This is a genomic window from Dyella sp. NPDC103356, from assembly GCF_055584465.1.
This window is the reverse complement of record NZ_JBVJLZ010000006.1, coordinates 278,626-302,287: the sequence shown is the minus strand read 5'-3', so window position 1 is coordinate 302,287 and position 23,662 is coordinate 278,626. Positions and strand designations below refer to the sequence as shown.

At 62.3% G+C, this 23,662-nt stretch carries 25 protein-coding genes; 16 read left to right on the top strand and 9 right to left on the bottom strand.

The window, feature by feature from the left end:
* Positions 1-13: 13 nt before the first annotated feature.
* The 4 genes from ACZ6WW_RS15920 to ACZ6WW_RS15905 all read left to right on the top strand — a co-directional run bounded on the left by ACZ6WW_RS15920 (position 14) and on the right by ACZ6WW_RS15905 (position 2,688).
* Positions 14-901, top strand: coding sequence for a PhzF family phenazine biosynthesis protein (locus tag ACZ6WW_RS15920; RefSeq protein WP_465275061.1), 888 nt, complete (start codon positions 14-16; stop codon positions 899-901).
* Positions 902-954: 53 nt separating this feature from the next.
* On the top strand, positions 955-1,914 hold the full coding sequence (gene ligD / locus ACZ6WW_RS15915) for a non-homologous end-joining DNA ligase (protein ID WP_465275060.1): 960 nt from the start codon (positions 955-957) through the stop codon (positions 1,912-1,914).
* A 180-nt stretch (positions 1,915-2,094) separates the two neighbouring features.
* Positions 2,095-2,247: a DUF3309 family protein gene (locus ACZ6WW_RS15910; RefSeq protein WP_465275059.1), complete on the top strand. Its 153-nt coding sequence runs from the start codon at positions 2,095-2,097 to the stop codon at positions 2,245-2,247.
* Positions 2,248-2,265: 18 nt separating this feature from the next.
* A complete protein-coding gene (locus tag ACZ6WW_RS15905; RefSeq protein WP_465275058.1) occupies positions 2,266-2,688 on the top strand; it encodes a hypothetical protein in 423 nt (140 codons plus the stop codon).
* Between the two features lie 99 nt (positions 2,689-2,787).
* Here the strand turns inward: ACZ6WW_RS15905 and ACZ6WW_RS15900 are convergent, their stop codons facing one another.
* The 3 genes from ACZ6WW_RS15900 to ACZ6WW_RS15890 form a co-directional block, all read right to left on the bottom strand.
* Positions 2,788-3,042 (bottom strand): BON domain-containing protein, encoded by a 255-nt coding sequence (locus tag ACZ6WW_RS15900; protein ID WP_465275057.1) that lies wholly within the window; start codon positions 3,040-3,042, stop codon positions 2,788-2,790.
* 288 nt (positions 3,043-3,330) lie between these two features.
* Complete coding sequence (locus tag ACZ6WW_RS15895) at positions 3,331-3,891, bottom strand: DUF4142 domain-containing protein (RefSeq protein WP_465275056.1); 561 nt, start codon at positions 3,889-3,891, stop codon at positions 3,331-3,333.
* 27 nt (positions 3,892-3,918) lie between these two features.
* Entirely contained in the window at positions 3,919-4,170 is a 252-nt protein-coding gene (locus ACZ6WW_RS15890; RefSeq protein ID WP_281849155.1) for a KGG domain-containing protein, read from the bottom strand.
* Positions 4,171-4,243: 73 nt separating this feature from the next.
* Between ACZ6WW_RS15890 and ACZ6WW_RS15885 the strand changes: the two genes are divergently transcribed.
* Positions 4,244-5,656, top strand: coding sequence for a cryptochrome/photolyase family protein (locus ACZ6WW_RS15885; RefSeq protein WP_465275055.1), 1,413 nt, complete (start codon positions 4,244-4,246; stop codon positions 5,654-5,656).
* A gap of 1 nt (position 5,657) precedes the next feature.
* Here the strand turns inward: ACZ6WW_RS15885 and ACZ6WW_RS15880 are convergent, their stop codons facing one another.
* Both ACZ6WW_RS15880 and ACZ6WW_RS15875 read right to left on the bottom strand, forming a co-directional pair.
* Entirely contained in the window at positions 5,658-6,851 is a 1,194-nt protein-coding gene (locus tag ACZ6WW_RS15880) for a cation:proton antiporter (RefSeq protein WP_465275054.1), read from the bottom strand.
* Positions 6,852-6,912: 61 nt separating this feature from the next.
* On the bottom strand, positions 6,913-8,388 hold the full coding sequence (locus ACZ6WW_RS15875) for an MFS transporter (protein ID WP_465275053.1): 1,476 nt from the start codon (positions 8,386-8,388) through the stop codon (positions 6,913-6,915).
* Between the two features lie 144 nt (positions 8,389-8,532).
* On the opposite strand from ACZ6WW_RS15875, the gene rnk reads away from it, so the two are divergent.
* Positions 8,533-8,946, top strand: a complete 414-nt coding sequence (rnk, locus tag ACZ6WW_RS15870; protein WP_465275052.1) for a nucleoside diphosphate kinase regulator — start codon at positions 8,533-8,535, stop codon at positions 8,944-8,946.
* Between the two features lie 3 nt (positions 8,947-8,949).
* Here rnk and ACZ6WW_RS15865 read toward each other — a convergent pair whose 3' ends face one another.
* A complete protein-coding gene (locus ACZ6WW_RS15865; protein WP_465275051.1) occupies positions 8,950-9,474 on the bottom strand; it encodes a hypothetical protein in 525 nt (174 codons plus the stop codon).
* A 71-nt stretch (positions 9,475-9,545) separates the two neighbouring features.
* On the opposite strand from ACZ6WW_RS15865, the gene ligA reads away from it, so the two are divergent.
* The 3 genes from ligA to gloA2 all read left to right on the top strand — a co-directional run bounded on the left by ligA (position 9,546) and on the right by gloA2 (position 13,613).
* A complete protein-coding gene (gene ligA / locus ACZ6WW_RS15860) occupies positions 9,546-11,918 on the top strand; it encodes an NAD-dependent DNA ligase LigA (protein WP_465275050.1) in 2,373 nt (790 codons plus the stop codon).
* Positions 11,919-12,232: 314 nt separating this feature from the next.
* A complete protein-coding gene (gene epmA, locus ACZ6WW_RS15855; protein WP_465275049.1) occupies positions 12,233-13,207 on the top strand; it encodes an EF-P lysine aminoacylase EpmA in 975 nt (324 codons plus the stop codon).
* Position 13,208: 1 nt separating this feature from the next.
* Complete coding sequence (gloA2, locus tag ACZ6WW_RS15850; protein WP_465275048.1) at positions 13,209-13,613, top strand: SMU1112c/YaeR family gloxylase I-like metalloprotein; 405 nt, start codon at positions 13,209-13,211, stop codon at positions 13,611-13,613.
* Between the two features lie 52 nt (positions 13,614-13,665).
* On the opposite strand, the gene aqpZ is transcribed toward gloA2, so the two are convergent.
* A complete protein-coding gene (aqpZ, locus tag ACZ6WW_RS15845; protein ID WP_281849146.1) occupies positions 13,666-14,370 on the bottom strand; it encodes an aquaporin Z in 705 nt (234 codons plus the stop codon).
* Between the two features lie 166 nt (positions 14,371-14,536).
* Between aqpZ and ACZ6WW_RS15840 the strand changes: the two genes are divergently transcribed.
* Entirely contained in the window at positions 14,537-15,847 is a 1,311-nt protein-coding gene (locus ACZ6WW_RS15840; RefSeq protein ID WP_465275047.1) for an MFS transporter, read from the top strand.
* Between the two features lie 139 nt (positions 15,848-15,986).
* On the opposite strand, the gene ACZ6WW_RS15835 is transcribed toward ACZ6WW_RS15840, so the two are convergent.
* The gene (locus tag ACZ6WW_RS15835) at positions 15,987-16,673 is read right to left on the bottom strand and encodes a DUF2461 domain-containing protein (RefSeq protein WP_281849144.1); all 687 of its coding nucleotides are present in this window, start codon (positions 16,671-16,673) and stop codon (positions 15,987-15,989) included.
* Positions 16,674-16,680: 7 nt separating this feature from the next.
* Positions 16,681-18,126: an exodeoxyribonuclease I gene (gene sbcB / locus ACZ6WW_RS15830; RefSeq protein WP_465275046.1), complete on the bottom strand. Its 1,446-nt coding sequence runs from the start codon at positions 18,124-18,126 to the stop codon at positions 16,681-16,683.
* A 70-nt stretch (positions 18,127-18,196) separates the two neighbouring features.
* On the opposite strand from sbcB, the gene orn reads away from it, so the two are divergent.
* The 6 genes from orn to ACZ6WW_RS15800 all read left to right on the top strand — a co-directional run bounded on the left by orn (position 18,197) and on the right by ACZ6WW_RS15800 (position 23,579).
* The gene (gene orn / locus ACZ6WW_RS15825) at positions 18,197-18,757 is read left to right on the top strand and encodes an oligoribonuclease (RefSeq protein ID WP_281849142.1); all 561 of its coding nucleotides are present in this window, start codon (positions 18,197-18,199) and stop codon (positions 18,755-18,757) included.
* The gene (gene folP, locus ACZ6WW_RS15820; protein ID WP_465275045.1) at positions 18,757-19,665 is read left to right on the top strand and encodes a dihydropteroate synthase; all 909 of its coding nucleotides are present in this window, start codon (positions 18,757-18,759) and stop codon (positions 19,663-19,665) included. The genes orn and folP overlap by 1 nt, the downstream gene beginning before the upstream one ends.
* A gap of 58 nt (positions 19,666-19,723) precedes the next feature.
* Positions 19,724-21,076 (top strand): phosphoglucosamine mutase, encoded by a 1,353-nt coding sequence (glmM, locus tag ACZ6WW_RS15815; protein WP_281849140.1) that lies wholly within the window; start codon positions 19,724-19,726, stop codon positions 21,074-21,076.
* Between the two features lie 101 nt (positions 21,077-21,177).
* A complete protein-coding gene (locus ACZ6WW_RS15810) occupies positions 21,178-22,113 on the top strand; it encodes an isopenicillin N synthase family dioxygenase (RefSeq protein WP_465275044.1) in 936 nt (311 codons plus the stop codon).
* Between the two features lie 217 nt (positions 22,114-22,330).
* Positions 22,331-22,810: a hypothetical protein gene (locus ACZ6WW_RS15805; protein ID WP_465275043.1), complete on the top strand. Its 480-nt coding sequence runs from the start codon at positions 22,331-22,333 to the stop codon at positions 22,808-22,810.
* 70 nt (positions 22,811-22,880) lie between these two features.
* On the top strand, positions 22,881-23,579 hold the full coding sequence (locus ACZ6WW_RS15800; protein ID WP_465275042.1) for a VIT1/CCC1 transporter family protein: 699 nt from the start codon (positions 22,881-22,883) through the stop codon (positions 23,577-23,579).
* Positions 23,580-23,662: the final 83 nt, after the last annotated feature.

Below are 23,662 nucleotides of genomic sequence, written 5' to 3'. Positions count from 1 at the left end.
CATTGGCCGTGCCATGCCACAGCGTCCATTCAAGCAAGTCGATGTCTTCACCAATACGCCGTTCAAGGGGAATCCCCTGGCCGTGGTGCTGGATGCGGAGGGGCTGAGCGACGAAGCGATGCAGGCGATCGCGCGCTGGACCAACCTTTCCGAGACCACGTTCGTATTGCCCGCGGCGGTGCCGGGCGCGGACTATTCCGTGCGCATCTTCACGACCGACAGGGAGTTCGTGTTTGCCGGGCATCCGACGCTGGGCACCGCTCACGCATTGCTGGAGGCGGGCTTGCAGCCGCGAACGCCAGGACGGCTGGTGCAGCATTGCGGTATCGGCCTGGTGCAGATCGAGATCGGCGAGGACGGGCAACTCGCATTCCAGACCCCGCCTGTGCAAATCGATGCCTTCGACGAGGTATTGCGGCCTTTGTTGGCTGCCGCGCTCAGAACGGATGCCTGGCATATACAGTTGATGCCAGCGCGGGTGGACATGGGTAATCGCTGGCTGGTGGTTGGCTTGGCCGACGCACAAGCCTGCCTGGACGTGGTGCCTGATGTGGCTGCATTGCACACATTGCTGCATAAAGCCGACATACACGGTGTCGCGATATTCGGAATGCATCGACAAGGTGTATCGGCCGATATCGAAGTGCGCGTCTTTCTGGTGGAGCAGGGTTCATTGATGGAAGACCCCGTCACCGGCAGCGCCAATGGCTGCATTGCCTGGGTGCTTGAAGTCAACGGCATGATGGGTGTGGCGGCAGGCCAGGAGTCGTATATCGCACGGCAGGGCACCAAGCTGGAGCGCAACGGCATGCTTACAGTGCATTATCGCGGGCAGACGCCGTGGATCGGTGGGCATTGCAAGACGCTGATCCAGGGTGTCATCGCGGCGGAGTTCCATTAAGCGTCGCCATATTAAGCGGGGGGCAAAGCTATCCATGAACGGGGAATACCGCGATGGTGCAAGCAAAGCTCGTTTCCGCCAAAAAGGTCTCGCGCCCAAGCAAGACAGCTGCGACGAAAAAACGAAGCGCTGCCAAGAATAGGGTCACTATTACTCATCCGGAACGGGAGGTTTTTCCTGGCGAAGGGATTTCCAAACAGGATGTAGCCGACTATTACCGCGCGGTGATGGCGCAGTTTCTGCCAGTTATCCAAGGCCGGCCCATGTCGGTGATCCGTTGTCCCTCGGGTGTGGGCGAAGGGTGTTTCTTTCAGAAGCACATCATCGATGGACTCAAGCACACGCCGAGTGTTCGCCTGAAGGAGGAGTCTGGGGGATCCGGAGATTATCTCTATCCGGATAGCGCCGAGGCAGTCATCGAGATGGTGCAGTTCGGTGCGATCGAATTTCACCCGTGGGGATCGACAGTAAAGGATCCGGAGCATGCGACGCAGCTGATTTTCGATCTCGATCCGGCGGCCGATGTCGATTGGTCGCGTGTTGTGCAAGGAGCTCGCTACGTACGTTCGCTGCTGGATAAACTTGGGCTGGCATCGTTCGTTCGCACGACCGGTGGCAAGGGATTGCATGTGGTCGTGCCGCTGAAGCCGGCTTGCGCCTGGGACGCGGTCAAGCAGTTCGCGCGCAGTTTTGCCGATACGCTGGCCAAGACCTATCCGAATGAGTTCATTGCCGTAGCGAGCAAGAACAAACGTCGCGGTCTGATCTTTCTGGATTACCTGCGTAATGCGCGTGGCGCGACCAGCGTCGCATCGTATTCCCTGCGCGCTCGCCCAGGCGCGCCGGTGGCCGTTCCGCTGCGCTGGGAGGAGCTAGGCAAGATCAAGAGCGGTGCTCAATTCGACATTCGTTCCTTGCCCAAGCGGCTTGCGCGTTTGCGTAAAAATCCATGGGAGGGTTTCGACAAGCTGCATCAGGATTTATCGAAACTTTCTTTCCCTGAGCACGTTTGATTCAGGCGATAGTTTCCTAGGTGAAGCTGGCGCGATGCTTTGTCATTCGCATCACACGGTGTGATGAACTGAACGCGGAACTTGGACACCTCGTTGACGGCAGAGGCCGCATGGTGAAAGCACAGGAGTACTACTGCTTTTCGTGCAAGTCATCCTGCATTCCCGCCGAAGGAGACGAAGATGTCACTGATTCTGTTGATCGTGCTTATAGTTCTGCTGATCGGTGCGGTCCCGGCCTGGCCGTATAGTCGAGGATGGGGTTACTACCCCAGTGGTGGCCTGGGCCTGGTGTTGATCATCGTGCTGGTCTTGCTGTTGCTGCGTATTATCTAGATGCAGCCAGCAGACACGATGTTTGACACATCCTTGCCCGTCATCGCATTGGTGCAATCGGGGGTGTCCGATGCCGATATCATCGAGACCAGCCTTCGAAGCGCCGGCATGCGCAATCCCATCGTGCGTTACGACACGGCGGACGCGCTTATCGACACGCTGTCGAAGGGGGAGACGCTTTCGGTGGCGATAGCAATCGTCGAAAGTGACGCATGGAAGCGACTTGCCCCTTGGAGGGATGCCGTTCCTCCACATCCGCTACCGGTGATCGTTACCTTCGAACACGATGGCGAGTTGCAGGCGTTTACTCAACTGCGGGTGGTGAATGCCACAGGGATGCTCAAGCCGTTTGCTCCCAGGACACTGATTCGCATGTTGGAGCCGTTACATTGCCGCTGGTTGTTGATGGAGCGGGATGGGAATGAAGGTACTGTTGAGTAAGTAAAAGGCTCGCTTCGCATCGCCTCTTGCGCCCCCTCACCCCAGCCCTCTCCCCCGGCAAAGCCAGGGGAGAGGGCTGGGGTGAGGGGGCTTTTAATCCTAACGAGGAATATCCGTCTCGCCATACTCAACATCCAGCCGATTCTCAATATCCTTGACCGTCTCGCCGCAATAAGCGCGCACCAAAGCCTCGACGTCGTCCCTGACCTGCCGCGTTGCCACCGCACCGACAAGCACGACAACGCCGTTCTCGATCGAGACTTCAAGCTCCCTGCCACGAACATCCGGATCGTTCTGCAGCCGTTCGCGCAGGGTTTGCAGACAGCGCGCCTGTTCGTTATTTGATGATGGCATGGCGATGGTTTGACCTCGTCGATTCAGTGCACCGGATCGCCCACCGGCGGCGGTTCGTCTGGGCGAGGCATGGGAGGCTCGGAAGGCGGTGGCGTTTCCGGCGGTGCGCCGGGTGGAACCTCAGGTGGTAATTCAGGATACGGCGGGCCAGGTGCAGGGCCCGGTTCCGGCGGCACGTTTGGCGGTGGCATTGGTGGGCTGGGCGGTGGGATTTCATTGGGGAGATGTGCATTCGTGAGCATGCAGTGCGCCTCATGGCATGAGTGAGCACCACTGACAGCAGCTGCGTCAGCGGTCATGATCGGCAAGCTCGCGTGCCAGTGCCAGATGGTGCTGCAGGATCGGCAGCTTGGTTTGCGCAAAGTGCCTGATATCGGGATCGGTGCTGTTGCGCGCCGTTTTCGCGAAGAGCTCTACCGCGCGCTGGTGCGACTGCACCATATCGTCGACATAGGCGCGATCGAAATCGTTGCCATGCAGGCCTTCCAGGTGCTGCTGCGTATCGTTGGCCGTCGCCGGCGGTTTGGCTGGTTCGGCGTCCTGTTTGAGATTGGCCAGCGTGACCAGTTCACGATCGATCTGCATATGGTCATCCAGCAGTTGCTGGGCCAATTGCCTTGTCTGTTGCGCACTGGCCTGCGTGAGCGCTAATTGCGCAAGTGAAACTTCTGCGGCTCCATCATTGGCCGCCTGCTGCAGGAACTGGCGGTCGCCATTGCCGACGCCGTGCGTTGCCATATCGCTGGCATGGCTTACCTGGGCAATCGCTATGGGCGCTATGGCCCATAGCGACGAACCTGCCGACGCGAGGATAAAAAGAGTAAGTCCAATAGCACCGGGTTTGAGCATGGGACATCTCCTTTGACTCCAGGGTGGCTAGTTCTCCACGCGCTTTCGCCGTCCTTTTCCGCCCTTGCGGCCGATCTCGGCCATGTGCTGACGATTCGCGCTGACGGCTTCACCACCCTTATGCCCGGCTTGACGTGCTTCTTTCGTGTCGAATTCGTGTGCGTGACCACTCGCATGGGCCGCCAGGCCGCCCCTGCGGGCGATCTGGGCGCGTTGCTCGGCATTCAGCCGGGCGAAACCGCGTAAAGGCTTGCTGGAGGTTTCTTCACGTTCAGTCATGGGTTCGACTCCGTCGTTCATGGCCCTGTTTTAAGAACTGCAATATCGCCTTCTGCGTCATTACACTGCGTCGATGACTACTGCCATCGTCTGGTTTCGCCGCGACCTTCGTCTTGCCGACCATCCTGCGTTGCACGCGGCCGCGTCCTCGCATGAACGCGTATTGCCGCTGTATATCCACGCGCCGGGGGAGGAGGGAGGCTGGGCGGCGGGAGCAGCCGGTCGCTGGTGGCTGCATCATTCACTGTCATCGTTGCGGGCGGCGTGGCGGGCGCACCGTGCCGATCTGCATATCGGCAGTGGCGAATCGCTGTCAGTCCTGCGTGAGACGATTCACCGTAGCGGCGCAACTGCGGTCTACTGGAACCGTTTATATGAACCGGCGTCGATTGCACGTGACTCACATATCAAGAAAGTCTTGCGCGCCGAGGGAATCGAGGTGCGCAGCTTCAACGCAGCCCTGTGGTGCGAGCCTTGGGACATAGCCACCCAGCAAGGGCAGCCCTATCGTGTTTTTACGCCGTTCTGGCGAAATCTGCGTCCGCAGCTCACCCTGGAGACGCCGTTGCCCGTGCCCACGCCGCTGCGCGTTGCGGATATGTCCGGCAGCCTGCCGATCGAGGCGCTAAATCTGCTGCCACGTATCGCCTGGGACGCGGGCATGCGCGAGGCATGGTCGCCGGGTGAAGCCGGGGCGCAGTCGATGTTGGAGCTCTTCGCCGACGATGCCCTGAACGACTATGCGACCGGGCGCGATATCCCTTCGCGGCACGGCACCTCGCGGCTGTCGCCGCATCTTCACTTTGGTGAAATTTCACCGCGGCAGATTCATCACGCCCTGCACCTGGGCACGCAGCGGCGCGACCTCAAGCGCCGCCCCGATCTGGAGCCTTACTTGCGTCAACTGGGATGGCGCGAGTTCGCGCATCATCTGCTCTACCATTTTCCGAAGACGCCAAAAGAGAACTTCAACGCCGGCTTCGACCGTTTCGTGTGGGCAAAAGCCAACCAAACGCAGCTCAAGCGATGGCAGCAGGGGCGAACCGGCATCCCCCTGGTCGACGCAGGTATGCGGGAGCTGTGGCACACGGGCTGGATGCACAACCGCGTACGCATGATCGCGGCCAGCTTCCTGACCAAGAACCTGCGCCAGCACTGGCAGCATGGCGCGCGCTGGTTCTGGGACACCCTGGTCGACGCGGACCTGGCCAACAACACCATGGGCTGGCAGTGGGTGGCCGGCTCCGGCGCGGATGCCGCACCGTATTTTCGCGTGTTCAACCCGGTCACGCAGGCACGCAAGTTCGACCCGACAGGCGCTTATCTGCGCCGTTGGCTACCCGAACTGGCCGAGGCGTCGGACAAGTTACTGTACGAACCGTGGACGGATCCGGGTCTGCTCAAGCGCACTGGCTACCCCGCGCCGATGATCGATCTATCGGCATCGCGGCAGGATGCGCTGAGCGCGTATCACGCCATGCGCTGATTCAACCGACGACGTCGGGTGTCTGCACCTTGTCCTGGCGTTTGAGCAAAACGGCAAGGACAGGTGGCGTGACCATCGCGGTGAGCAGGGACATCGCCACGATGATGGCGTAGATGCGATCGTTGAACACGCCGGCCGTCAAGCCCAGGCTGGCGATCACCACACCCACTTCGCCACGCGGCACCATGCCGAAGCCGACGATCACCGCGCCGCGCTGGCCCAGCGACAACGCGCCCAGATAACCGCCCAGCAGCTTGGAGATGATGGCGATCACGGTCACGATCGCGAGCATCCACAAGGCTTCTGCGTTGGCCAGCTGGTGCAGGTCGATCTTGCTGCCGGTGATCACGAAGAAGAATGGCGTGAGCAGGGCGAGCAGGGGCTGGACCTGTTTCTCCAGCGTGTGCTGCTGGCGCGTTTCCGAGGCGATCATGCCGGCGAGGAAGGCACCGATGATCGCGGCCAGGCCGAACAGCGTGGAGAGATAGGCCAGGCCCAGGCATAGCGCCAGTACGATCAGCAGTGGCGATTGCGGGTTGGTCGGGCGATCCAGCCAGGACGAATTCCAGCGCATCACCTTGGCGCCGCCCAGGCCGATCACGGCGATAAAACCGATCGCGCCGGCCAGCACCATCAGTAGATGGCCGATATTGAAGCCTTCGCCGCCTTGCAGCGATGTCACCACACCGAGCAGCAGCATGGCGAGAATGTCGTCGATCACCGCCGCGCCGAGAATCACCTTGCTCTCCGTGCGCTGCAGCACACCCAGTTCCTGCAGCACGCGCGCGGTGATGCCGGCCGAAGTGGCGACGAACGCGGCCGCGACAAACAGCGACTTGCCCCAGTCGAAGCCCGAGCCATGCGCCCACAGGCTACCCATGCCGAAGGGGATCAATACACCGAGCACACCGACCAGGAAGGCCGACTTGCCCACGCGCTTGAGATCTTCCAGGCGTGTTTCCAGGCCCACCGAGAACAGCAGCAGCACGACGCCGATTTCGGCGAGCACATCGAGCGGGGTGCCGGCGAGGATTTCTTCCGGTTTGATCCAGCCCAGCAACGACGGCCCGATCACGCAACCGGCAGCGATTTCGCCGACCACGCCGGGCAGTTTCAGTCGTTGCGCGATTTCACCGCCGATCTGTGCGGCAAGAAACACGATGAAAAGGGTGAGCAGGATGTCGGCAGCGTGCATCGCAGGATTCTTCGATTCAGTCCATGAAGCTGAATCGTACATGCTCTTTCCGAGCTACGCCTCAACGAGCTGCCCGCCCGCGATCCTTTTTCAGCTGCGCAAAGATCTGGCTCGCGGCAGCGGTGATGACGGCCAGCAGGATCACCGTCCAGCGGAAGGCCGCCACATAGTCATCGTGCGCGTGGCCCTGCAGCAGTGCTTCCATCAGCAAGGACGCCAGCGCGATGCCGAAACTCATCGACAGGTATTGCGCGGTCGAGGCCATCGAGGAGGCCATCGAGGCGTATTTCACGTCGAGGTCCTGATACACCAGCGTATTCATCGCGGTGTACTGCAGCCCCATGAAGGCACCGTAAAAGAACATCATCAGCGCGATCACCCACATCGGCGAACCGCGGCCGAGCAGGGCGAACGACGCCAGCAACACGGCGACGATGAGAGTGTTGGACAGCAGCAGGCGCCGATAACCCATCAGGATCAGCAGGCGGTTGATCGCCCACTTCGCGCTGATCGAGCCGACCGCCTGCGGCACCATCATCAGGCCCGCCATCAGCGGCGACCAGCCGCAGCCGACCTGCAGGAACAGCACCACCAGCAGGAACATGCCCGACACGCCCAGACGGGTAAACAGATTGCCAGCCAGCGCTACCCACACATTGCGGATGCGCAGCAATGCCAAGTCCTGCACCGGATATTCGGTGCGGCGGCTATGCCAGATGTAAAGGGCGCCAAAAACCACCGCAAGCAGGGCGCTCAGGCCGATCTTCGGCCACTGGCCGACGCCACCGGCCAGCTCCGAGGCGGTCAGCAACATGGCCGAAGCGGCGGCAAACAGCAGGAAGCCAAACAGGTCGAAGCGATGGGCGTGATCGAGCCGGTAGTCGGGCATGAACCGGCGATTCATCCCCATGCCGGCGATGCCCACCGGCACGTTAATGAGAAAAATCATGCGCCACGACGCGAATTCGGCCAGTGCACCGCCAAGCAACGGACCGAGTACCGAACCGAGCAGCCCCACCGTGGCGACCGTGCTCATCGCCCGCACGAAATCCCGTTTGTCGATGCTGCGAACCAGCACATAGCGACCCACCGGCATCAGCGCGGCACCGCCCAGGCCTTGCAAGACACGCGCGCCGACCAGCTGGGGCAGGGACTGCGCCATGCCGCACAGCAGGGAGCCGATGGTGAAGACGGCGATGGCCACGGAAAACACGCGGCGCGTCCCGAAGCGGTCGCACAGCCAGGGACTGGCCGGGATAAAGATCGCCAGGGTCAACACATAACTGGTCAGCGCGGTGCGCATGCCCAGCGGCGTGACGTGCAAGGCGTCGGCCATGGCCGGAACCGCCGTGTTGACGATGGTCGAATCCAGCGCCTGCATGAAGAAGGCCGCTGCCACCAGCCAGATCAAGCCACGGTGGCCGGCGTAGTCGTTGTGACCGGGAGGCACGGGGCTAGTGCCGGGCGGCGTGCTGGCGGCGACGGCAGCAGGGGCGGAGGCGGGGAGTTCCGCAGCGGCGGCGGTTTCATCTGACATGACCCGCCTATGATAGCTGCTACGGCAGCTTGATTTTTTTCGATAGCGCGACCAAAGTCAGTCGCTTTTCATCGTGGCCGGAGAACAGCCACGCGTGTGTATATCGTCGCGCCGACACCACGCTTAAAGGATTAAAAGCAGCCCATGACTATCCCCAAACCGCCCATCGTGTTGTCCAGCCTCGACCTGAAACGTCTCGAAGCCTTGCTGGACAAGATGCCGCTCGCCGAAGCCGAACGCCATGAAGCACTTGCCTCGGAGCTGGCCCGTGCCGAGGTGGTCGAGCCTGCGGCCATCCCGGCGAACGTCGTGACGATGAATTCACGCGTGACTTTCGAAGACGAAGTCACCGGCGACGCGACCACGGTGACCCTGGTCTATCCGAGCGCCGCCGGCGCGACCGGCACGGTGTCGATCCTGGCGCCGGTGGGCAGCGCTCTGTTGGGACTGGCCAAGGGCCAGCATATCGACTGGCCCACTCCGGATGGGCATGAGCGCCGCCTGCGTGTACTGGATATCAGCTACCAGCCCGAAGCGGCCGGCGATCTGCATCGTTGAGCTTCAACGGCCCTGGCCGAACTGTTCGCGGCAGGCTTCCATCATCTGCGCAAGCACCGGTGCGGGGATCTCGAAGCGGGATGGCAACATGTAACCGCCCGGCACGCGTATCCGCTGTACGCCGGGCTTGACCTGATAGACGATGCCGGTCTGATGACCGACGTTTTGCAGGCCGATCGACTCGATCTCCGTCCAGCGGCGCGAAACGCCTTTGCGTAACGCGCTGTTGACCGAGAAGCCTTCTTCGTCGATGCGCAGGGAAGCCGGGACCAGGCTGCCCAACAAGCTCAGCGCGGCAAGGAGGGCGAACAGAACAGCGCATGCCAGTGCGCCCCAACCGCCCTCGTCCCGATAGATCCACACGGCTGCGCCGGACATGACGGCACACAACAGTACGGCGAAAATGCCTGCGCCGCGTTTGCCTCGCAATACCAGGGGTAGGCCAAGGGCGACTTCGTCGTCTTCCAGGTTCAGCTGCGTATCGGTATCCATCACGTGATGGTAGCGGCAGGCCAAATGGCTCGCCACGGGCTTTCGCATCGCCGGCATGTGACGACGCGCATCAAATCGCTAAACTTCGGCGGCATGAGGACCATCGCATGAGCCAACCCAACGCCAAGACCCGAGCCGCCGACCTGCGCGCGCAGCTCGAACACGCCAACTATCGTTATCACGTGCTCGACGATCCGGAGATCCCCGACGCGCAATACGATGCCTTGATGCGCGAGCTGGAGGCACTGGAAGCGGCGCATCCGGAGCTGGCTGTCCCCGACTCGCCAACGCGCAAGGTCGGTGCCCGCGCGCAAGGCGGTTTCGCCGAAGTGCGCCATGCCATACCCATGCTGTCCCTGAGCAATGCCTTCGAGCAGGCCGGCGACACCACGCGTGAGCGCTTCCACGAGGTGGCCGAGTTCGAACGTCGCATCGAGCAGACGCTGGACCGGCGCGACCCGGTGTTTTCGGTCGAGCCCAAGCTCGATGGCCTGGCGATCAGCCTGCGCTACGAGGACGGCGTATTCGTGCAGGGCGCAACCCGCGGCGATGGCGAAACGGGCGAGGACGTGAGCGCCAACCTGCGCACCGTGCGCGCGATTCCGTTGCGCCTGCGTGGCCAGGGCTGGCCGCGCGTGCTCGAAGTTCGCGGCGAGGTGATCATGCTGCACAAAGACTTCGAAGCCTTCAACGAACGTGCGCGCACCACGGGTGAAAAGCCGTTGGCGAACCCGCGCAACGGTGCGGCCGGCTCCCTGCGTCAGCATGATCCGGCCGTGACCGCGCGGCGCAAGCTCAGCTTCTTTGCCTATGCCGTCGGCGTGGTCGAAGGCGCCAGCCTGCCGCCCACGCATTCGGAGACACTCAAGTTGTTGCGCGAGTGGGGCTTTCCCGTGTCGCCTGAAGTCAGCACGGCCAAGGGCTTCGATGGGCTGATCAAGTACTTTGAGCGCATCGGTGCCAAGCGTGACAGCCTGCCGTACGACATCGACGGCGTGGTCTACAAGCTCGACGACTATGCCGGCCAGCGCGAAATGGGTTTTGTGTCGCGTGCGCCGCGTTGGGCGATCGCGCACAAGTTTCCGGCGCAGGAACAAAGCACCACGGTGGAGGCGATCGAGATCAATATCGGTCGTACCGGTGCTGCAACACCGATAGCACGTCTGGCGCCGGTGCAGGTCGGTGGTGTCACCGTCACCAATGCCACGCTGCACAATGCCGACCAGATTGCGCGTCTGGATGTACGAGTCGGCGATACGGTGATCGTGCGCCGCGCCGGCGATGTCATTCCGGAAGTAGTGCGCGTGGTACCCGAAAGTCGTCCCGCGCATACCAAACCCTGGCAGATGCCGACGCATTGCCCGATCTGCGATTCGGCCTTGCTGCGCGAAGAGGGCGCGGCGGCGTGGCGTTGCTCGGGCGGTTTGATTTGCGCGGCGCAACGCAAGGAGGCCCTGATTCACTTCGCGGCGCGTCGCGCGATGGATATCGAAGGCATTGGCGAGCGCTTCGTCGATGCCCTGGTCGACTTCGGCTATGTGCACACGCCGGCCGATCTGTACAAGCTCACGCTCGACGATTTCCTCGAAATGAAACGTCGTGCCGACGAGCGCGACGGCAGTACGCCGGAAACCGTCAAGGCCGGCAAGATCGCCACCAAATGGGCGGAGAATCTGATCGAGGCGATCGAGGCCAGCAAGCACACCACCTTGCCGCGTTTTCTCTATGGCCTGGGCATCATGCATATCGGCGAAAGCACGGCCAAGACGCTGGCATCGTGGCTCGGGAGCCTGGATATCATCCGTGCGATGCCCGAGCCGGTGTTGCTTGTGTTGCCGGATATCGGCGGCGAAGTGGCCAACTCCATTGCAGGGTTCTTTGCGCAAGAAGGCAATCAGCAGGTCGTGGATGCCTTACTGGCTGCGGGTATTACCTTCAGCGACGAGAGCACGCCATCGCCGAAGCTGCGCAAGCAGTTGAGCCTGTCGGTACTGCTCGACAATGCAAAGATCAGCAAGCTCGGTCCCAAGAGCACGCGCCTGCTGGCGGAGCACTACCCGACGCTGGACAAGCTGATCGCCGGCGGCTCGGCCCATTGGATCGTCGCCGGGCTGCCACAGGCGGCGGCGTCCGGCCTGGAGGCCTATCTGGCCGACAAGGCATCGCTGGCGCCGCTGCGTGAGGCCGAAGCGGCCATGCACCGGTTGCTCGACGCCATCCCCAAGCATGCTGCTGCGGAAAGCGCGCCGCTCGAAGGTCAGACCATCGTGTTGACCGGCACGCTGTCGTCGCTAAGTCGCGAAGAGGCCAAGGAGCGCCTGGAAGCCCTGGGTGCGAAGGTGGCGGGCTCGGTATCCAAGAAGACCAGCTTTGTCGTTGCCGGTGAAGCGGCCGGGTCGAAGCTGGACAAGGCGCAGGAGCTGGGCGTGGAGGTTTGGGATGAGGCGGCGCTGGTGGCGTTGTTGGAGAAGCATGGGTAGGACGAAAGCCAGCTAGTTCTTGTAGGAGCGACTTCAGGGAGCCCCTAAAAACCTTTCCTATTCGTCATCCCGGCGCAGGCCGGGATCCATTCCTCAGTTGTCGCTTGTCAGGTAGCTTGTGGCAAGTATCTGCGCTGAGGAATGGATTCCGGCCTGCGCCGGAATGACGATAAAAACTGAGGTTGTTTCGAGGCTCCCTTCAGTCGCGATCAGCGCTTGGGTCATGGCCTGTCGCGGTTAAAGTTGCTCTACAAAGATCAGGAAACCGGGTGGGTACCTTAAAAACAACGCCCCATCCAGCCATACTCCCCCCCATGCCCCATCCAGTCTCATATCCCTTCACCCAGGCGCAAGCTCTCCACCTGCGCGCAAGCCTCTACACCCTGATCCGCAAGTTCTTCGCCGAGCGCAACGTGCTGGAGGTCGAAACCCCGATCCTCTCCGCAGCCGGCAACACCGACCCAAACATCGAAAGCTTCAGCACGGCATTCACCGGACACGTCGACGCAGGCGCCCGCGAGCGCTGGCTACGCACATCGCCGGAATTCCCTCTGAAACGCCTGCTCGCCGCCGGTGTCGGCGACTGCTACGAACTCGGTCGCGTGTTCCGCAACGCCGAAGCAGGCGGTCGTCACAATCCCGAGTTCTCGATGCTGGAGTGGTATCGCATCGGCTGGGATCATCGACGTCTGATGCAGGAAACCGTCACGCTGGTGGAAGCCGCACTGGCCTTGGTAGGACGGCGCGCCGAAGTCGTTGTAGAAAACTATCGCCAGCTTTTCCTCGATGAACTCCTGCTCGACCCTTTGCATGCACCGATCGATGCCTTGCGCGAGCCACTCGAGCCCTACCGGATCGATCCGGTAGGCTTGAATCGCGATGACTGGCTGGATTTGCTAATCACCCACGTCCTGCAACCGGCATTCCCTGCCGATCGCATTACGGTGATCCACGATTACCCCGCCAGCCAATGCGCCTTGGCGAAAATCCGCGCTGGCGATCCGCCGATGGCCGAGCGCTTCGAGTTGTATCTGGGCAAGTACGAACTGGCCAACGGCTACCACGAACTCAACGACGCGGCCGAACAACGCGCCCGCTTCGAGCGCGACAACGCCGTACGCCGCACACGCGGGCAGCGAGAAATCCCTGCCGACGAACGCCTGCTCGCCGTGCTCGATCGGATGCCCGATTGCGCCGGCGTGGCGCTGGGTATCGAGCGCCTGCTGATGTGCCTTGCCGGCAGCGATGCGATTGCCGACGTGCTGACGTTCCCTTTCTCAGAGGCTTGAAATGTCACCACCCTTATTGAAGGCGATCCATCACGTCGCGCTTATCTGCTCCGACTATGAGCGTTCGCGCGATTTCTACAGCAAGACGCTCGGCCTGCGCATCGTGCGCGAGGTGTATCGCGAAGCGCGGCAATCGTGGAAATGCGACCTGGAAGTGAGCCCTGGCGTGGCGCTTGAGCTGTTCTCGTTCCCTTCGCCACCGTCGCGGCCATCACGCCCCGAAGCGCAGGGGCTGCGTCATCTGGCATTTGCCGTGGACGATATCGATGCCGCAGTGCACCGACTCCAACAGCAAGGCGTCGCATGCGAGCCGATCCGGATCGACGAATACACGGATCGACGCTTCACTTTTTTCGCCGATCCCGACGACCTGCCGATCGAACTGTACGAACAAGGCACCCCATAAACGACAACGGCCCGCATCGCGACGATGCGGGCCGTTGCATGAAACTACTCGCTCAGGCTTTCTTGTCTTCCAGCAAGCCGCGATAAATCAGGCCGCCCACAGCGCCACCGATCAGCGGCACCACCCAGAACAGCCAGAGTTGCCCCAATGCCCAGCCGCCCTGGAATACCGCCACGGCAGTGCTGCGTGCCGGATTGACCGAGGTATTGGTCACCGGAATGCTGATCAGGTGGATCAGCGTCAAGGTCAGGCCGATCGCCAACGGTGCAAAGCCGGTCGGTGCCAGCTTGTGCGTGGTGCCGTTGATGACGATAAGAAAGAACGCCGTCAGCACGAATTCGGCAACGATCGCCGACTGCATCGAAAAACCACCCGGCGAATGCTCGCCGTATCCGTTCGAAGCGAAGCCACTTGCCGCCGCGTCGAAACCCGGCTTGCCGCTGGCGATGAGGTACAACACGGCGCCGGCGGCGATACCGCCGATAACCTGCGCAATGATGTACGGCACCACGTCCTTGGCCGGGAAGCGGCTGCCGGTCCATAGCCCCACGGTGACCGCCGGGTTGAAATGCGCGCCCGAAATATGCCCGACGGCGTACGCCATCGTGACCACCGTCAGACCGAACGCCAGCGCGACGCCGGCAAAACCGATACCCAATTCAGGAAAAGCCGCAGCAAGCACCGCGCTGCCGCAACCGCCGAAGACCAGCCAGAACGTGCCGAAAAATTCGGCGGTCAAACGCTTGCCCATACTCATCGGTTCTCTCCTTGCAACGAACGATAGGGAAGGGTGACTTGCTTTGCCTCCGGAACGCCCCCTTAAGAGACCGCGCTAGGCTAGCAAAAGTGGGAGGGGAGGAAAGGCTGTCACGTCAGCTAGTAGTGTATCTTCGCCCTCCGGGTCTTTCTTTAGGATTTGTCCGATGCAAGCCGCAACACCTTTGTCGCCCGATGTCGTTCCTTCCAAATCGCTGAGCCGTGCCGATATCAAGACACTTTTTCTTGCGGCCCTGGGCGGTGCATTGGAGTTCTACGACTTCGTCGTATTCCTGTTTGTGGCGGCGCAGCTTGGCCATCTGTTCTTTCCGCCGGGTACGGCGCCTTGGCTGGCCAAATTGCAGGTGTACGGCATTTTTGCCGCGGGCTATCTGGCGCGGCCGCTGGGCGGCATTGTGATGGCGCATTTCGGCGACCGCTCCGGCCGCAAAAAGATGTTCACCTTGAGCGTCTTCCTGATGGCTCTGCCCACGCTGGCGATCGGGCTGCTGCCGGTCTATGCGCAGATCGGTATCGCCGCGCCGATCCTGCTGTTGTTGCTGCGCATCACCCAGGGCGTCGCGATCGGCGGCGAAGTGCCGGGCGCATGGGTGTTCGTGGCCGAACATGCCCCGCCGGGTCGCGTCGGTTTTGCCTGTGGCAGCCTGACTTCAGGTCTGACCATCGGCATCCTGATCGGCTCGTTGGTGGCCGCGTGGCTGCATCATGAGCTGACGCCGGAACAGATGCTGGACTGGGGCTGGCGCGTGCCGTTCATCATCGGCGGCGTGTTCGGCTTTATTGCTGTATGGCTGCGCCGCTGGTTGCGCGAGACGCCCGTGTTCGCGGCGATGCGTGAGCGCAAGGAGCTGAGTCGCGAGATGCCGTTGCGCAACGTGTTGCGCGGTCACTTGGGTGGCGTGGCGATCTCGATGCTGACCACCTGGATGCTGACGGCGGCGATCCTGGTATTGATCCTGATGCTGCCGAACCTGGTGCAGAAGCCGTTCCATATCGCGCAAGAAGACGTCTCCCTGGGCAACAGCCTGGCGGCGTTCTGCCTTGCCATCGGCTGCATTTTCTACGGTTGGCTGGTCGACCGTATCGGTGTGGCCTGGGCCTTGATGATCGGCTCGCTGGGGTTGCTGCTGGGCACCTATGGCCTGTATGGCGATCTGGCGGCCGGTGGCAGCCACTTCCTTACCTGGTATCCGGTGGTCGGTTTTCTCGTCGGTGCAGTGGGTGTGATCCCCAGCCTGATGGTGGCGGCATTTCCACCGGCGATCCGTTATTCGGGTCTGTCGTTCGCCTATAACGTGGCCTATGCGATTTTTGGCGCCAGCACGGCCGCTTTGATCGACTTGCTGGCTGAGCGCGCGGGGCAGACGGCGCCGGCACATTACGTGGCGATCACCGCCGTGGTGTCGATGCTGGTGGCTCTGTATGTGATGGTGCGGCGGAAAGTGCTGGTGAATTGAAGCGTTGTTTTCTTGCAGTGACCTTCCCTGACTCGTCATTCCGGCGCAGGCCGGAACCCAGTGGCTCCAGTGTACGGTTATCGCCACTGGGTCCCGGCCTACGCCGGGATGACGAACTAGGCAGGATCGATCGCGGAACCTAAAAATCCAACTCCTGCGCCGCACACAAATAATCCACCATCGGCGCAACCCGCTTGAACGTATCGACCACCCACGGCAGCAATTCGCTGGAGCAGGCCAGCTTGTCGTCAAAGCCCTCGCCGGCAGCGAAATCCTTGCGCTTGAGGTCGTCGATCAGCTCATGCTCCGGGTCATAGCCGCGCGGCGGCCGAGTCAACGACTCACCCCAGAACGTAAAGTGATCGCGAAACGCCTTGCTGCGCGTGGCACGCTTCCAGGCCTCGGGATTGTCGGCAAGAAAGCCGCGAATACGCTTCAACGCGTCCGGTTCCGGATGCCACATGCCTGCACCACCGAAGCAGTCGCCCGGCTGGATATGCAGATAGAACGCGGGTGCCGGAATCTCATGGCGGCGCTCATGAAAGAAGCGCGAACCCTGCCAGTTCTTGTACGGCTGCTTGTCGTTGGCAAAACGCGTATCGCGATAGATCCGATAAAGCGAGCCGCCGCTCTTGCGTGGATCGGCGCGATAATGCGGACTGATCTTGGCGAGCGGGGCCTGCAGGTCGGTGATCAGGTGGAGAAACGGTTCGCGCACGTGGCGCTCGTAGTCGTCCTTGTGTTCCTGAAACCAGCTGCGGTTGTTGTTGCGTTCCAACGCGCGCAGAAATTTGAAGGTGGCGGGGCTGAAGTAGCTGGTGGGCATGGGCGGGTCAGGCGAGGTTGGCAATTCCCGAGGCGAGTTCGTCGCCCCAGGCCTGGAGTTGGTCAAGTAGCGCAAGCTTATCGTGCCGGCTCGGATCGGTGCGCAAGGTCTCGATCTGCGCGAAGTAGTCGTCCAGCGTCAGCCCGGTCAAGGGGCCTGGCCGGGTCAGGCGGTCGCGGCAAAACTGGTCCCAGCGCAGACGTTCTTCGGCATCCAGCGTCTCGGGCCAGTTGCGTGCGCGGTAACGGAACAGCAGTTCCGGATAGCGCGCATCGCGAAAGGGGAAGGTACGCCCGCCCATCTGGTCGGGCGGCGTGGCGCGGACATCGGCCAGCAGGCGCTTGTCGGCATCGGGTAGAAAGGCGCCATAAAGCCCCAATTCGGGATCGGCAGCAGGCGGCAGGTCGGTACTGCGGCGAAACACTTCGCGCAGTTTTTCGTTCAAGCCCGACGCCGCGACCAGCTTTTCACGATGTGCCAGGCAGAGCTCCAGATTGAGCTGAAGCCGTTCGTGATCGACGCCGTTCAGTACCGAGATCGGCGCCAGCGCCGGCGCACGGTTGGCGCGCACGGTACGTAGCGGAATGCGTTCGACACCCTCAGGCAGGTCCGCCCGTGCCACGAAGACGCGGTCAGCGATATCGTCCGCATCGAGCGCCAGCAGCTCTTCGGGATCGGTCGACAAGTCGTAGATGATGATCTCGCCGGGCCGCGTCGGATGCGGCGTCAACGGCACGATGACGCTCAGGCAATGGCGGCTGGCGGGGTATCGCGACGATACGTGCACCAGCGGCGTCATATGCACGGTGTCGAGCAGCTCGAACACTTTCTGCTTGCGGCGCAGTCCGTAATACCAGTCCCACAGACGCGGTTGACGTATGCGTATCAGGCGCGCCAGATCGATCAACGCGTACACATCCGACAGCGCATCATGCGCACGTTCCTGCTGCAGGTGATTGGCCTGTGCCAGGTGTTCGAGCTTGAAGCTGGGCGTGCCGTCCTCGCGCGTGGGCCATGCGATGCCCTCAGGGCGCAGCGCCTGGCACATGCGCACCAGGTCGATCAGGTCCCAGCGCGAGTTGCCGTTCTCCCACTCGCGCCCATACGGCTCGTAGAAATTCCGGTACAGCATCTGCCGGGTCACTTCATCGTCGAAGCGCAGCGAGTTGTAGCCGACGCCGCAGGTGCCGGGCTGGGCCAGTTGTTCGTGGATTCGCGAGGCGAATTCCGCCTCGATCACACCGTCGCGCTCGGCCTGCTGGGGCGTGATGCCGGTGATCAGGCAGGCCTCGGGGTTCGGTGGCATTTCACGCGGCGGCTTGGCGAAAAACATCACCGGCTCGCCGACGATCTCCAGGTCCATGGTGGTGCGGATACCCGCGAATTGGACCGGTCGGTCGCGCCAGGGATCGGCGCCAAAGGTTTCGTAGTCGTGCCATAAAAACGTCTGCATGCCCACGATGATGGCATGGACAAGCTATCGGTGGGGCGCCTGCTGCTAGACTGCGCGTCCAGGAGGGTGCATGAGCCAAGCGAACGACGACAATCTGATCTGGATCGATCTGGAGATGACCGGCCTCGATACCGATGCCGATTCCATCTTGGAAATCGCCACGATCGTGACCGACAAGGACCTTCACGTGCTGGCCGAAGGGCCGGTTTTCGCGATCCACCACCCGGTCGAGCGACTGGAGGGGATGGACGCCTGGAACCGCAACCAGCACCGCCGCTCCGGCCTGTGGGATCAGGTGCTGACCTCGACCGACGCCCACGATATTGCCGAACAGGCCACCATCGACTTCCTCAAGCAATGGGTGTCCAGCGGCAAATCGCCGATGTGCGGCAACTCCATCTGCCAGGATCGGCGCTTCCTGCATCGCCAGATGCCGCGCCTCGAACGCTACTTTCATTACCGCAACCTCGACGTGTCCACGCTCAAGGAGCTGGCCCGGCGCTGGTCGCCATCGATCGGCAAGGGGTTCCAGAAAGAGTCGGCACACACCGCGCTCTCGGATATCCGCGATTCGATCGAAGAGCTGCGCTACTACCGCGAGTACATGGGCGCACTGGGCGGCGCAGGCTGATGTCGATCGATCTGTTCGCCACCGTCCTGGACTGCGCCGGCCGCAAGCTGGTGCTCGATCGCCCGCGTGTGGTGGGGATCGTCAATGTCACGCCCGATTCGTTTTCCGACGGCGGCAAGCTTGCCGATACGGATGCGGCGGTCGCGCATGCCTTGAAGCTGGCGGGCGAGGGCGCGGACATGCTCGATATCGGCGGCGAGTCGACCCGTCCCGGCGCGGCCGATGTGTCGCTCGACGAGGAGCTGGCGCGCGTCGTGCCGCTGATCGAGCGGCTGGTGGCGCGTACGGATCTGCCGATTTCCATCGACACATCCAAACCCGAGGTGATGCGTGCGGCGGTGGCCGCCGGTGCCGGCATGATCAACGACGTCTACGCGTTACGCCGCGAAGGTGCGCTCGACGTTGTGGCCGAACTGGGCGTGCCGGTGTGCCTGATGCATATGCAGGGCGAGCCGCGCAGCATGCAGGACGCGCCGCAATACGACGATGTCGTGGGTGAAGTGCACCGTTTCCTGATGGACCGTGTATTCGCCTGCGAGCTGGCCGGCATCGACAAGCGCAAGGTGATGGTCGATCCCGGCTTCGGCTTCGGCAAGGACCTGGAACACAACCTGGCTTTGCTGCGTGCCCTTGAGCGCTTTAGCGACCTGGGTAGCGGCGCTTATGTGGGGCTGTCGCGCAAATCGATGATCGGCAAGCTGACCGGTCGCGACGACCCCTCCGAACGTGCCGCCGGTTCCGTGGCGGCGGCGTTGATCGCTGTCCAACGCGGTGCGCGGATGGTGCGTGTGCACGATGTCGCTGCCACCGTCGATGCGCTGGCGGTATGGCAGGCGGTGAAGGCGGGCGATCAGGCGCCGCGCCGCGATGATCGGCCGGCCATGCCGCGCTGGCCCGACGACGAATAATCCATAACCCGCTGGAGGGGTGCCGGCGATTTCCCCAAATAACATGCAGGGTGTAAGCATGAGTGAACGTAAATACTTCGGCACCGATGGCATTCGCGGTCTGGTAGGGCAATGGCCGATCAGCGCCGATTTCATGCTGCGCCTGGGGCGCGCGGTCGGTGCCGTACTCAAGCGCGAGCAGGTCAAGGGCCGGCCGATGGTTCTGATCGGCAAGGACACGCGCGTTTCCGGCTATATGTTCGAATCCGCGCTCGAGGCGGGCCTGGTTGCCGCTGGCGTCGACGTCGGCCTGCTCGGCCCGATGCCCACGCCGGGTGTGGCTTTCCTGACCCGTTCGATGCGTGCGCAGGCCGGTATCGTCATCAGCGCCTCGCATAACCCGCACTACGACAACGGCATCAAGTTCTTCTCGGCACAGGGCGAGAAGCTTTCCGACGCGATCGAACACGCGATCGAGGAAGAGATCGAAGCCGACTTCATTACTGTACCGTCCGAGCAGCTGGGCAAGGCCACGCGCGTCGACGGCGTGCTGCGCTACGCCGAGTTCTGCAAGGCTACGCTGCCGGAAGATTTCAGCCTGCGCGGCATGAAGCTGGTGGTCGATTGCGCCAATGGCGCGACCTATCAGGTGGCGCCGAAGGTGTTCAGCGAACTGGGTGCCGAAGTCATTGCTATCGGCAACCAGCCGGACGGCTTCAATATCAATCGCGACGTCGGTTCGACCCATCCGCAAGCGCTGCAAAAGGCGGTGGTGGAGCAGGGCGCCGATCTGGGTATCGCTTTCGACGGTGACGGCGATCGCGTGCAGTTGGTCGACCGCTTCGGCGTGCTGGCCGATGGCGACGACATTCTCTACGTGCTCGCGCGCAGCCTGCACGCGAGCGGGCAGTTGCGCGGCCCGGTGGTCGGCACGCTGATGAGCAACTACGGCCTGTTCCTGGCTTTGCGCGAATTCGGTGTCTCGCTGGTGCGCGCCAATGTCGGCGACCGTTACGTGCTGCAGCAGCTCAAGGAGCACGACGGCATCCTGGGCGGCGAGACGTCCGGTCATATCCTTTGTCTCGACCGCGCCACCACCGGCGACGGCATCGTCTCCGCGCTGGCCGTGCTCGAAATGTTGGCCAACGCCGGCCAGGACCTGGCCCAGGCGCGCCAGGGCCTGCACAAGTTCCCGCAGGTGATGGTGAACGTGCGCGCCGAAGGCGCCCGCGAAGCCCTGCAGACCGAGGCGGTGCGCAAGGCCCTGGCCGAGGTCGAGCAGACCCTGCAAGGCCGTGGCCGCGTGGTATTGCGCGCCTCCGGCACCGAGCCGCTGGTACGTGTTACGGTCGAGGCCGCCGACGAGGCGGAGGTGAAACACTTGGCAGATACCCTGGCTGCTGTCGTAAAATCCGCAGCCGAACGTTTGTGAACCTGACATAAGAGTTCCGCAGGTCGCCATGGAATGGCCCGACGTGCCCCGCCCCTGCGGTGGCGGATTACATCGACCGCACGCCAACTTATGGACATGTCATGAAAAAGGTTCCCACTCTCGATATCCGTCGTTTCGACACCGATCGCGCCAACTTCGTCGCCGAGCTTGGCGCGGCCTATCGCGAATTCGGTTTTTGCGGCATCAGCGGCCACGGTATTCCGCGCGAACTGATCGATGGCGCCTACGACGTCTTCCAGCAGTTTTTCGCGCTGCCCAGCGACGTCAAGATGCAGTACCACCTCAAGGGCACGGGCGGCGCGCGCGGCTATACGCCGTTCAAGGTCGAAACGGCCAAGGACAGCAAGCACGCCGACCTGAAAGAGTTCTGGCATGTCGGGCGCGAGATTCCGCGCGATTCGAAATTTGCCGACGTGATGGCGCCCAATATCTGGCCGTCGGAAGTGCCGGACTTCAAGGAAAAGGGCTACGGCTTGTTCGAGGCGCTCGATCAGCTGGGCTCGCGTGTATTGCGTGCGCTCGCCTTGCACATCGATTTGCCCGAGAACTATTTCGAAGACAAGACCGATCTGGGCAACTCGATCCTGCGCCCGATCCACTACCCGCCGATCACCGAAGAAAACATTCCCAATGTGCGCGCCGGCGCGCATGAGGACATCAACTTCATCACGCTGCTGGTCGGCGCGAGCGCCGAGGGTCTGGAAGTGCTCAGCCGCGAAGGCGAGTGGCTGCCGATCACCACCGAGGGCGACACCATCGTGGTGAATATCGGCGACATGCTACAGCGCCTGACCAACCACGTGTATCCGTCGACGACGCATCGCGTGGTGAACCCGCAGAACGAGAATGCGCGCAAGCCGCGTTACTCGGTGCCGTATTTCCTGCATCCGAACCCGGATGTGGTGCTCGATCCGGTGCCGCAGTGCGTGACGCTGGACAACCCCAGCCGTTACGACACGTCGATTACGTCGCATGAGTATCTGTTGGAGCGGTTGCGTGAGATCAAGTTGATCTAAAAAGCGCCCTCACCCCAACCCTCTCCCCCGGCGAAGCCAGGGGAGAGGGGGCACACTGAGGCGAGTTTGAATCTTGCGCGCTTTTAGCTCCCTCTCCCCTGGCTTGCCGGGGGAGAGGGCTGGGGTGAGGGGGGCTCTTGTTCTAACCTCATGACTTCCGATCCGCGCACCCACCCACGAACTCGCATAAGTTCACCGCTCCAACCCGGAGCACTCCATGCGACCCCTCATCGCCTTGCTCATCGCGCTAACCCCAGCCGCCCAAGCTGCCGAACCCATCCGCAGCCTCGACTATTTCCAAGGCACCTGGACCTGCAACGGCAGCTTCCCAGCCAGCGGCAAGACCATCGCCTCGACCATGCGTTACGACAGCGATCTGCAAGGCAAGGCCTTGCTCAAGCACCACGACGACACGTCACCGCCGCAGATGTATCACGCGATGGAAAGCTGGGGCTACGACGCCAAGGCCAGCCAGTTCCATGCGTTGATCCTCGACAATTTCGGCGGCGCACGCCGTTTCGATTCGCCCGGCTGGCAAGGCGATACGCTGACCTGGACTGCTGCTGCCGACGTCCAGCCGGCACAGCGTTTCGTCTACGTCCGCCAGGACCAGAAAACCTATCGCGTGGACTGGCAAGTCGCATCCAACGGCAAGGATTTCGTCGTCGGCGACACCCTGACCTGCAAACGCCAATGATTGTGTTTTGCGCTCGCGTGGGTTTTCACTCGGCACGTTAAAGTGGCGGCGACTCACCGGAGCGCCGACCATGCCCGCCACGCCGCACGTCGAAAAACACTTCACCGCCTCCGACACCGTTCGCGATGTCGTCATCGGCATGGCCGATGGTCTTACGGTGCCGTTCGCGCTGGCAGCAGGCCTCTCCGGTGCGCTGGCGGCCAGTCATGTCGTTGTCGTAGCAGGTGTCGCTGAAATCGCTGCTGGCGCCATTGCGATGGGTTTGGGCGGCTATCTGGCCGCGCGGGGCGATGCCGACCACTACGCTGCCGAACGTCGCCGCGAACTCTACGAAGTGCGCGAGCTTGCCGATGAAGAAGAGCGCGAGATCGTACAGATATTCGGCCGTTACGGACTCAATCGTGCAGCTTGCGCGCCTATCCTCACGCACTTTCACAACAACCACGAAGCCTGGGTAGATTTCATGATGCGCTACGAGCTTGGACTCGAAGCGCCAGAACCAGGACGTGCGCTGCGCAGCGCGCTGACGATTGGCGGTGCGTATATCGTCGGCGGCCTGGTGCCTTTGCTGCCCTACATGTTGATTGGTGAGCTATCGGACGCGCTGCGCGTATCAGTGGTTTGCACGTTGATCGCCCTGGCGGTGTTTGGCGCCGTGAAAGGACACTTCGCAGGCATCAAGCTTTGGCGTGGCGCGTTGCAGACGGTAGTGGTGGGTGGGCTGGCTTCAGCCGCTGCATTTCTGTTGGCCAAGTGGATCGGCGGTTGAGCGAAACCAGCCGGCACTAACCGCAACTTCTCCTGTCGTCCCCCGGCGAAGGCCGAGGCCCAGCGACTTTAGGATCTAGCTAA

Coding starts and splice junctions, on each gene's coding strand:
- ACZ6WW_RS15890 (WP_281849155.1), bottom strand. CDS start 4,170: ATGACTGAACGTGAAGAAACCTCCAGCAAGCCTTTACGCGGTTTCGCC.
- ACZ6WW_RS15905 (WP_465275058.1), top strand. CDS start 2,266: ATGTTTGACACATCCTTGCCCGTCATCGCATTGGTGCAATCGGGGGTG.
- glmM (WP_281849140.1), top strand. CDS start 19,724: ATGAGTGAACGTAAATACTTCGGCACCGATGGCATTCGCGGTCTGGTA.
- orn (WP_281849142.1), top strand. CDS start 18,197: ATGAGCCAAGCGAACGACGACAATCTGATCTGGATCGATCTGGAGATG.
- ACZ6WW_RS15840 (WP_465275047.1), top strand. CDS start 14,537: ATGCAAGCCGCAACACCTTTGTCGCCCGATGTCGTTCCTTCCAAATCG.
- ACZ6WW_RS15880 (WP_465275054.1), bottom strand. CDS start 6,851: ATGCACGCTGCCGACATCCTGCTCACCCTTTTCATCGTGTTTCTTGCC.
- folP (WP_465275045.1), top strand. CDS start 18,757: ATGTCGATCGATCTGTTCGCCACCGTCCTGGACTGCGCCGGCCGCAAG.
- ACZ6WW_RS15810 (WP_465275044.1), top strand. CDS start 21,178: ATGAAAAAGGTTCCCACTCTCGATATCCGTCGTTTCGACACCGATCGC.
- ACZ6WW_RS15885 (WP_465275055.1), top strand. CDS start 4,244: ATGACTACTGCCATCGTCTGGTTTCGCCGCGACCTTCGTCTTGCCGAC.
- ligA (WP_465275050.1), top strand. CDS start 9,546: ATGAGCCAACCCAACGCCAAGACCCGAGCCGCCGACCTGCGCGCGCAG.
- ligD (WP_465275060.1), top strand. CDS start 955: ATGGTGCAAGCAAAGCTCGTTTCCGCCAAAAAGGTCTCGCGCCCAAGC.
- ACZ6WW_RS15800 (WP_465275042.1), top strand. CDS start 22,881: ATGCCCGCCACGCCGCACGTCGAAAAACACTTCACCGCCTCCGACACC.
- ACZ6WW_RS15805 (WP_465275043.1), top strand. CDS start 22,331: ATGCGACCCCTCATCGCCTTGCTCATCGCGCTAACCCCAGCCGCCCAA.
- ACZ6WW_RS15900 (WP_465275057.1), bottom strand. CDS start 3,042: ATGCCATCATCAAATAACGAACAGGCGCGCTGTCTGCAAACCCTGCGC.
- epmA (WP_465275049.1), top strand. CDS start 12,233: ATGCCCCATCCAGTCTCATATCCCTTCACCCAGGCGCAAGCTCTCCAC.
- aqpZ (WP_281849146.1), bottom strand. CDS start 14,370: ATGAGTATGGGCAAGCGTTTGACCGCCGAATTTTTCGGCACGTTCTGG.
- ACZ6WW_RS15875 (WP_465275053.1), bottom strand. CDS start 8,388: ATGTCAGATGAAACCGCCGCCGCTGCGGAACTCCCCGCCTCCGCCCCT.
- ACZ6WW_RS15920 (WP_465275061.1), top strand. CDS start 14: ATGCCACAGCGTCCATTCAAGCAAGTCGATGTCTTCACCAATACGCCG.
- ACZ6WW_RS15910 (WP_465275059.1), top strand. CDS start 2,095: ATGTCACTGATTCTGTTGATCGTGCTTATAGTTCTGCTGATCGGTGCG.
- ACZ6WW_RS15835 (WP_281849144.1), bottom strand. CDS start 16,673: ATGCCCACCAGCTACTTCAGCCCCGCCACCTTCAAATTTCTGCGCGCG.
- rnk (WP_465275052.1), top strand. CDS start 8,533: ATGACTATCCCCAAACCGCCCATCGTGTTGTCCAGCCTCGACCTGAAA.
- gloA2 (WP_465275048.1), top strand. CDS start 13,209: ATGTCACCACCCTTATTGAAGGCGATCCATCACGTCGCGCTTATCTGC.
- ACZ6WW_RS15895 (WP_465275056.1), bottom strand. CDS start 3,891: ATGCTCAAACCCGGTGCTATTGGACTTACTCTTTTTATCCTCGCGTCG.
- sbcB (WP_465275046.1), bottom strand. CDS start 18,126: ATGCAGACGTTTTTATGGCACGACTACGAAACCTTTGGCGCCGATCCC.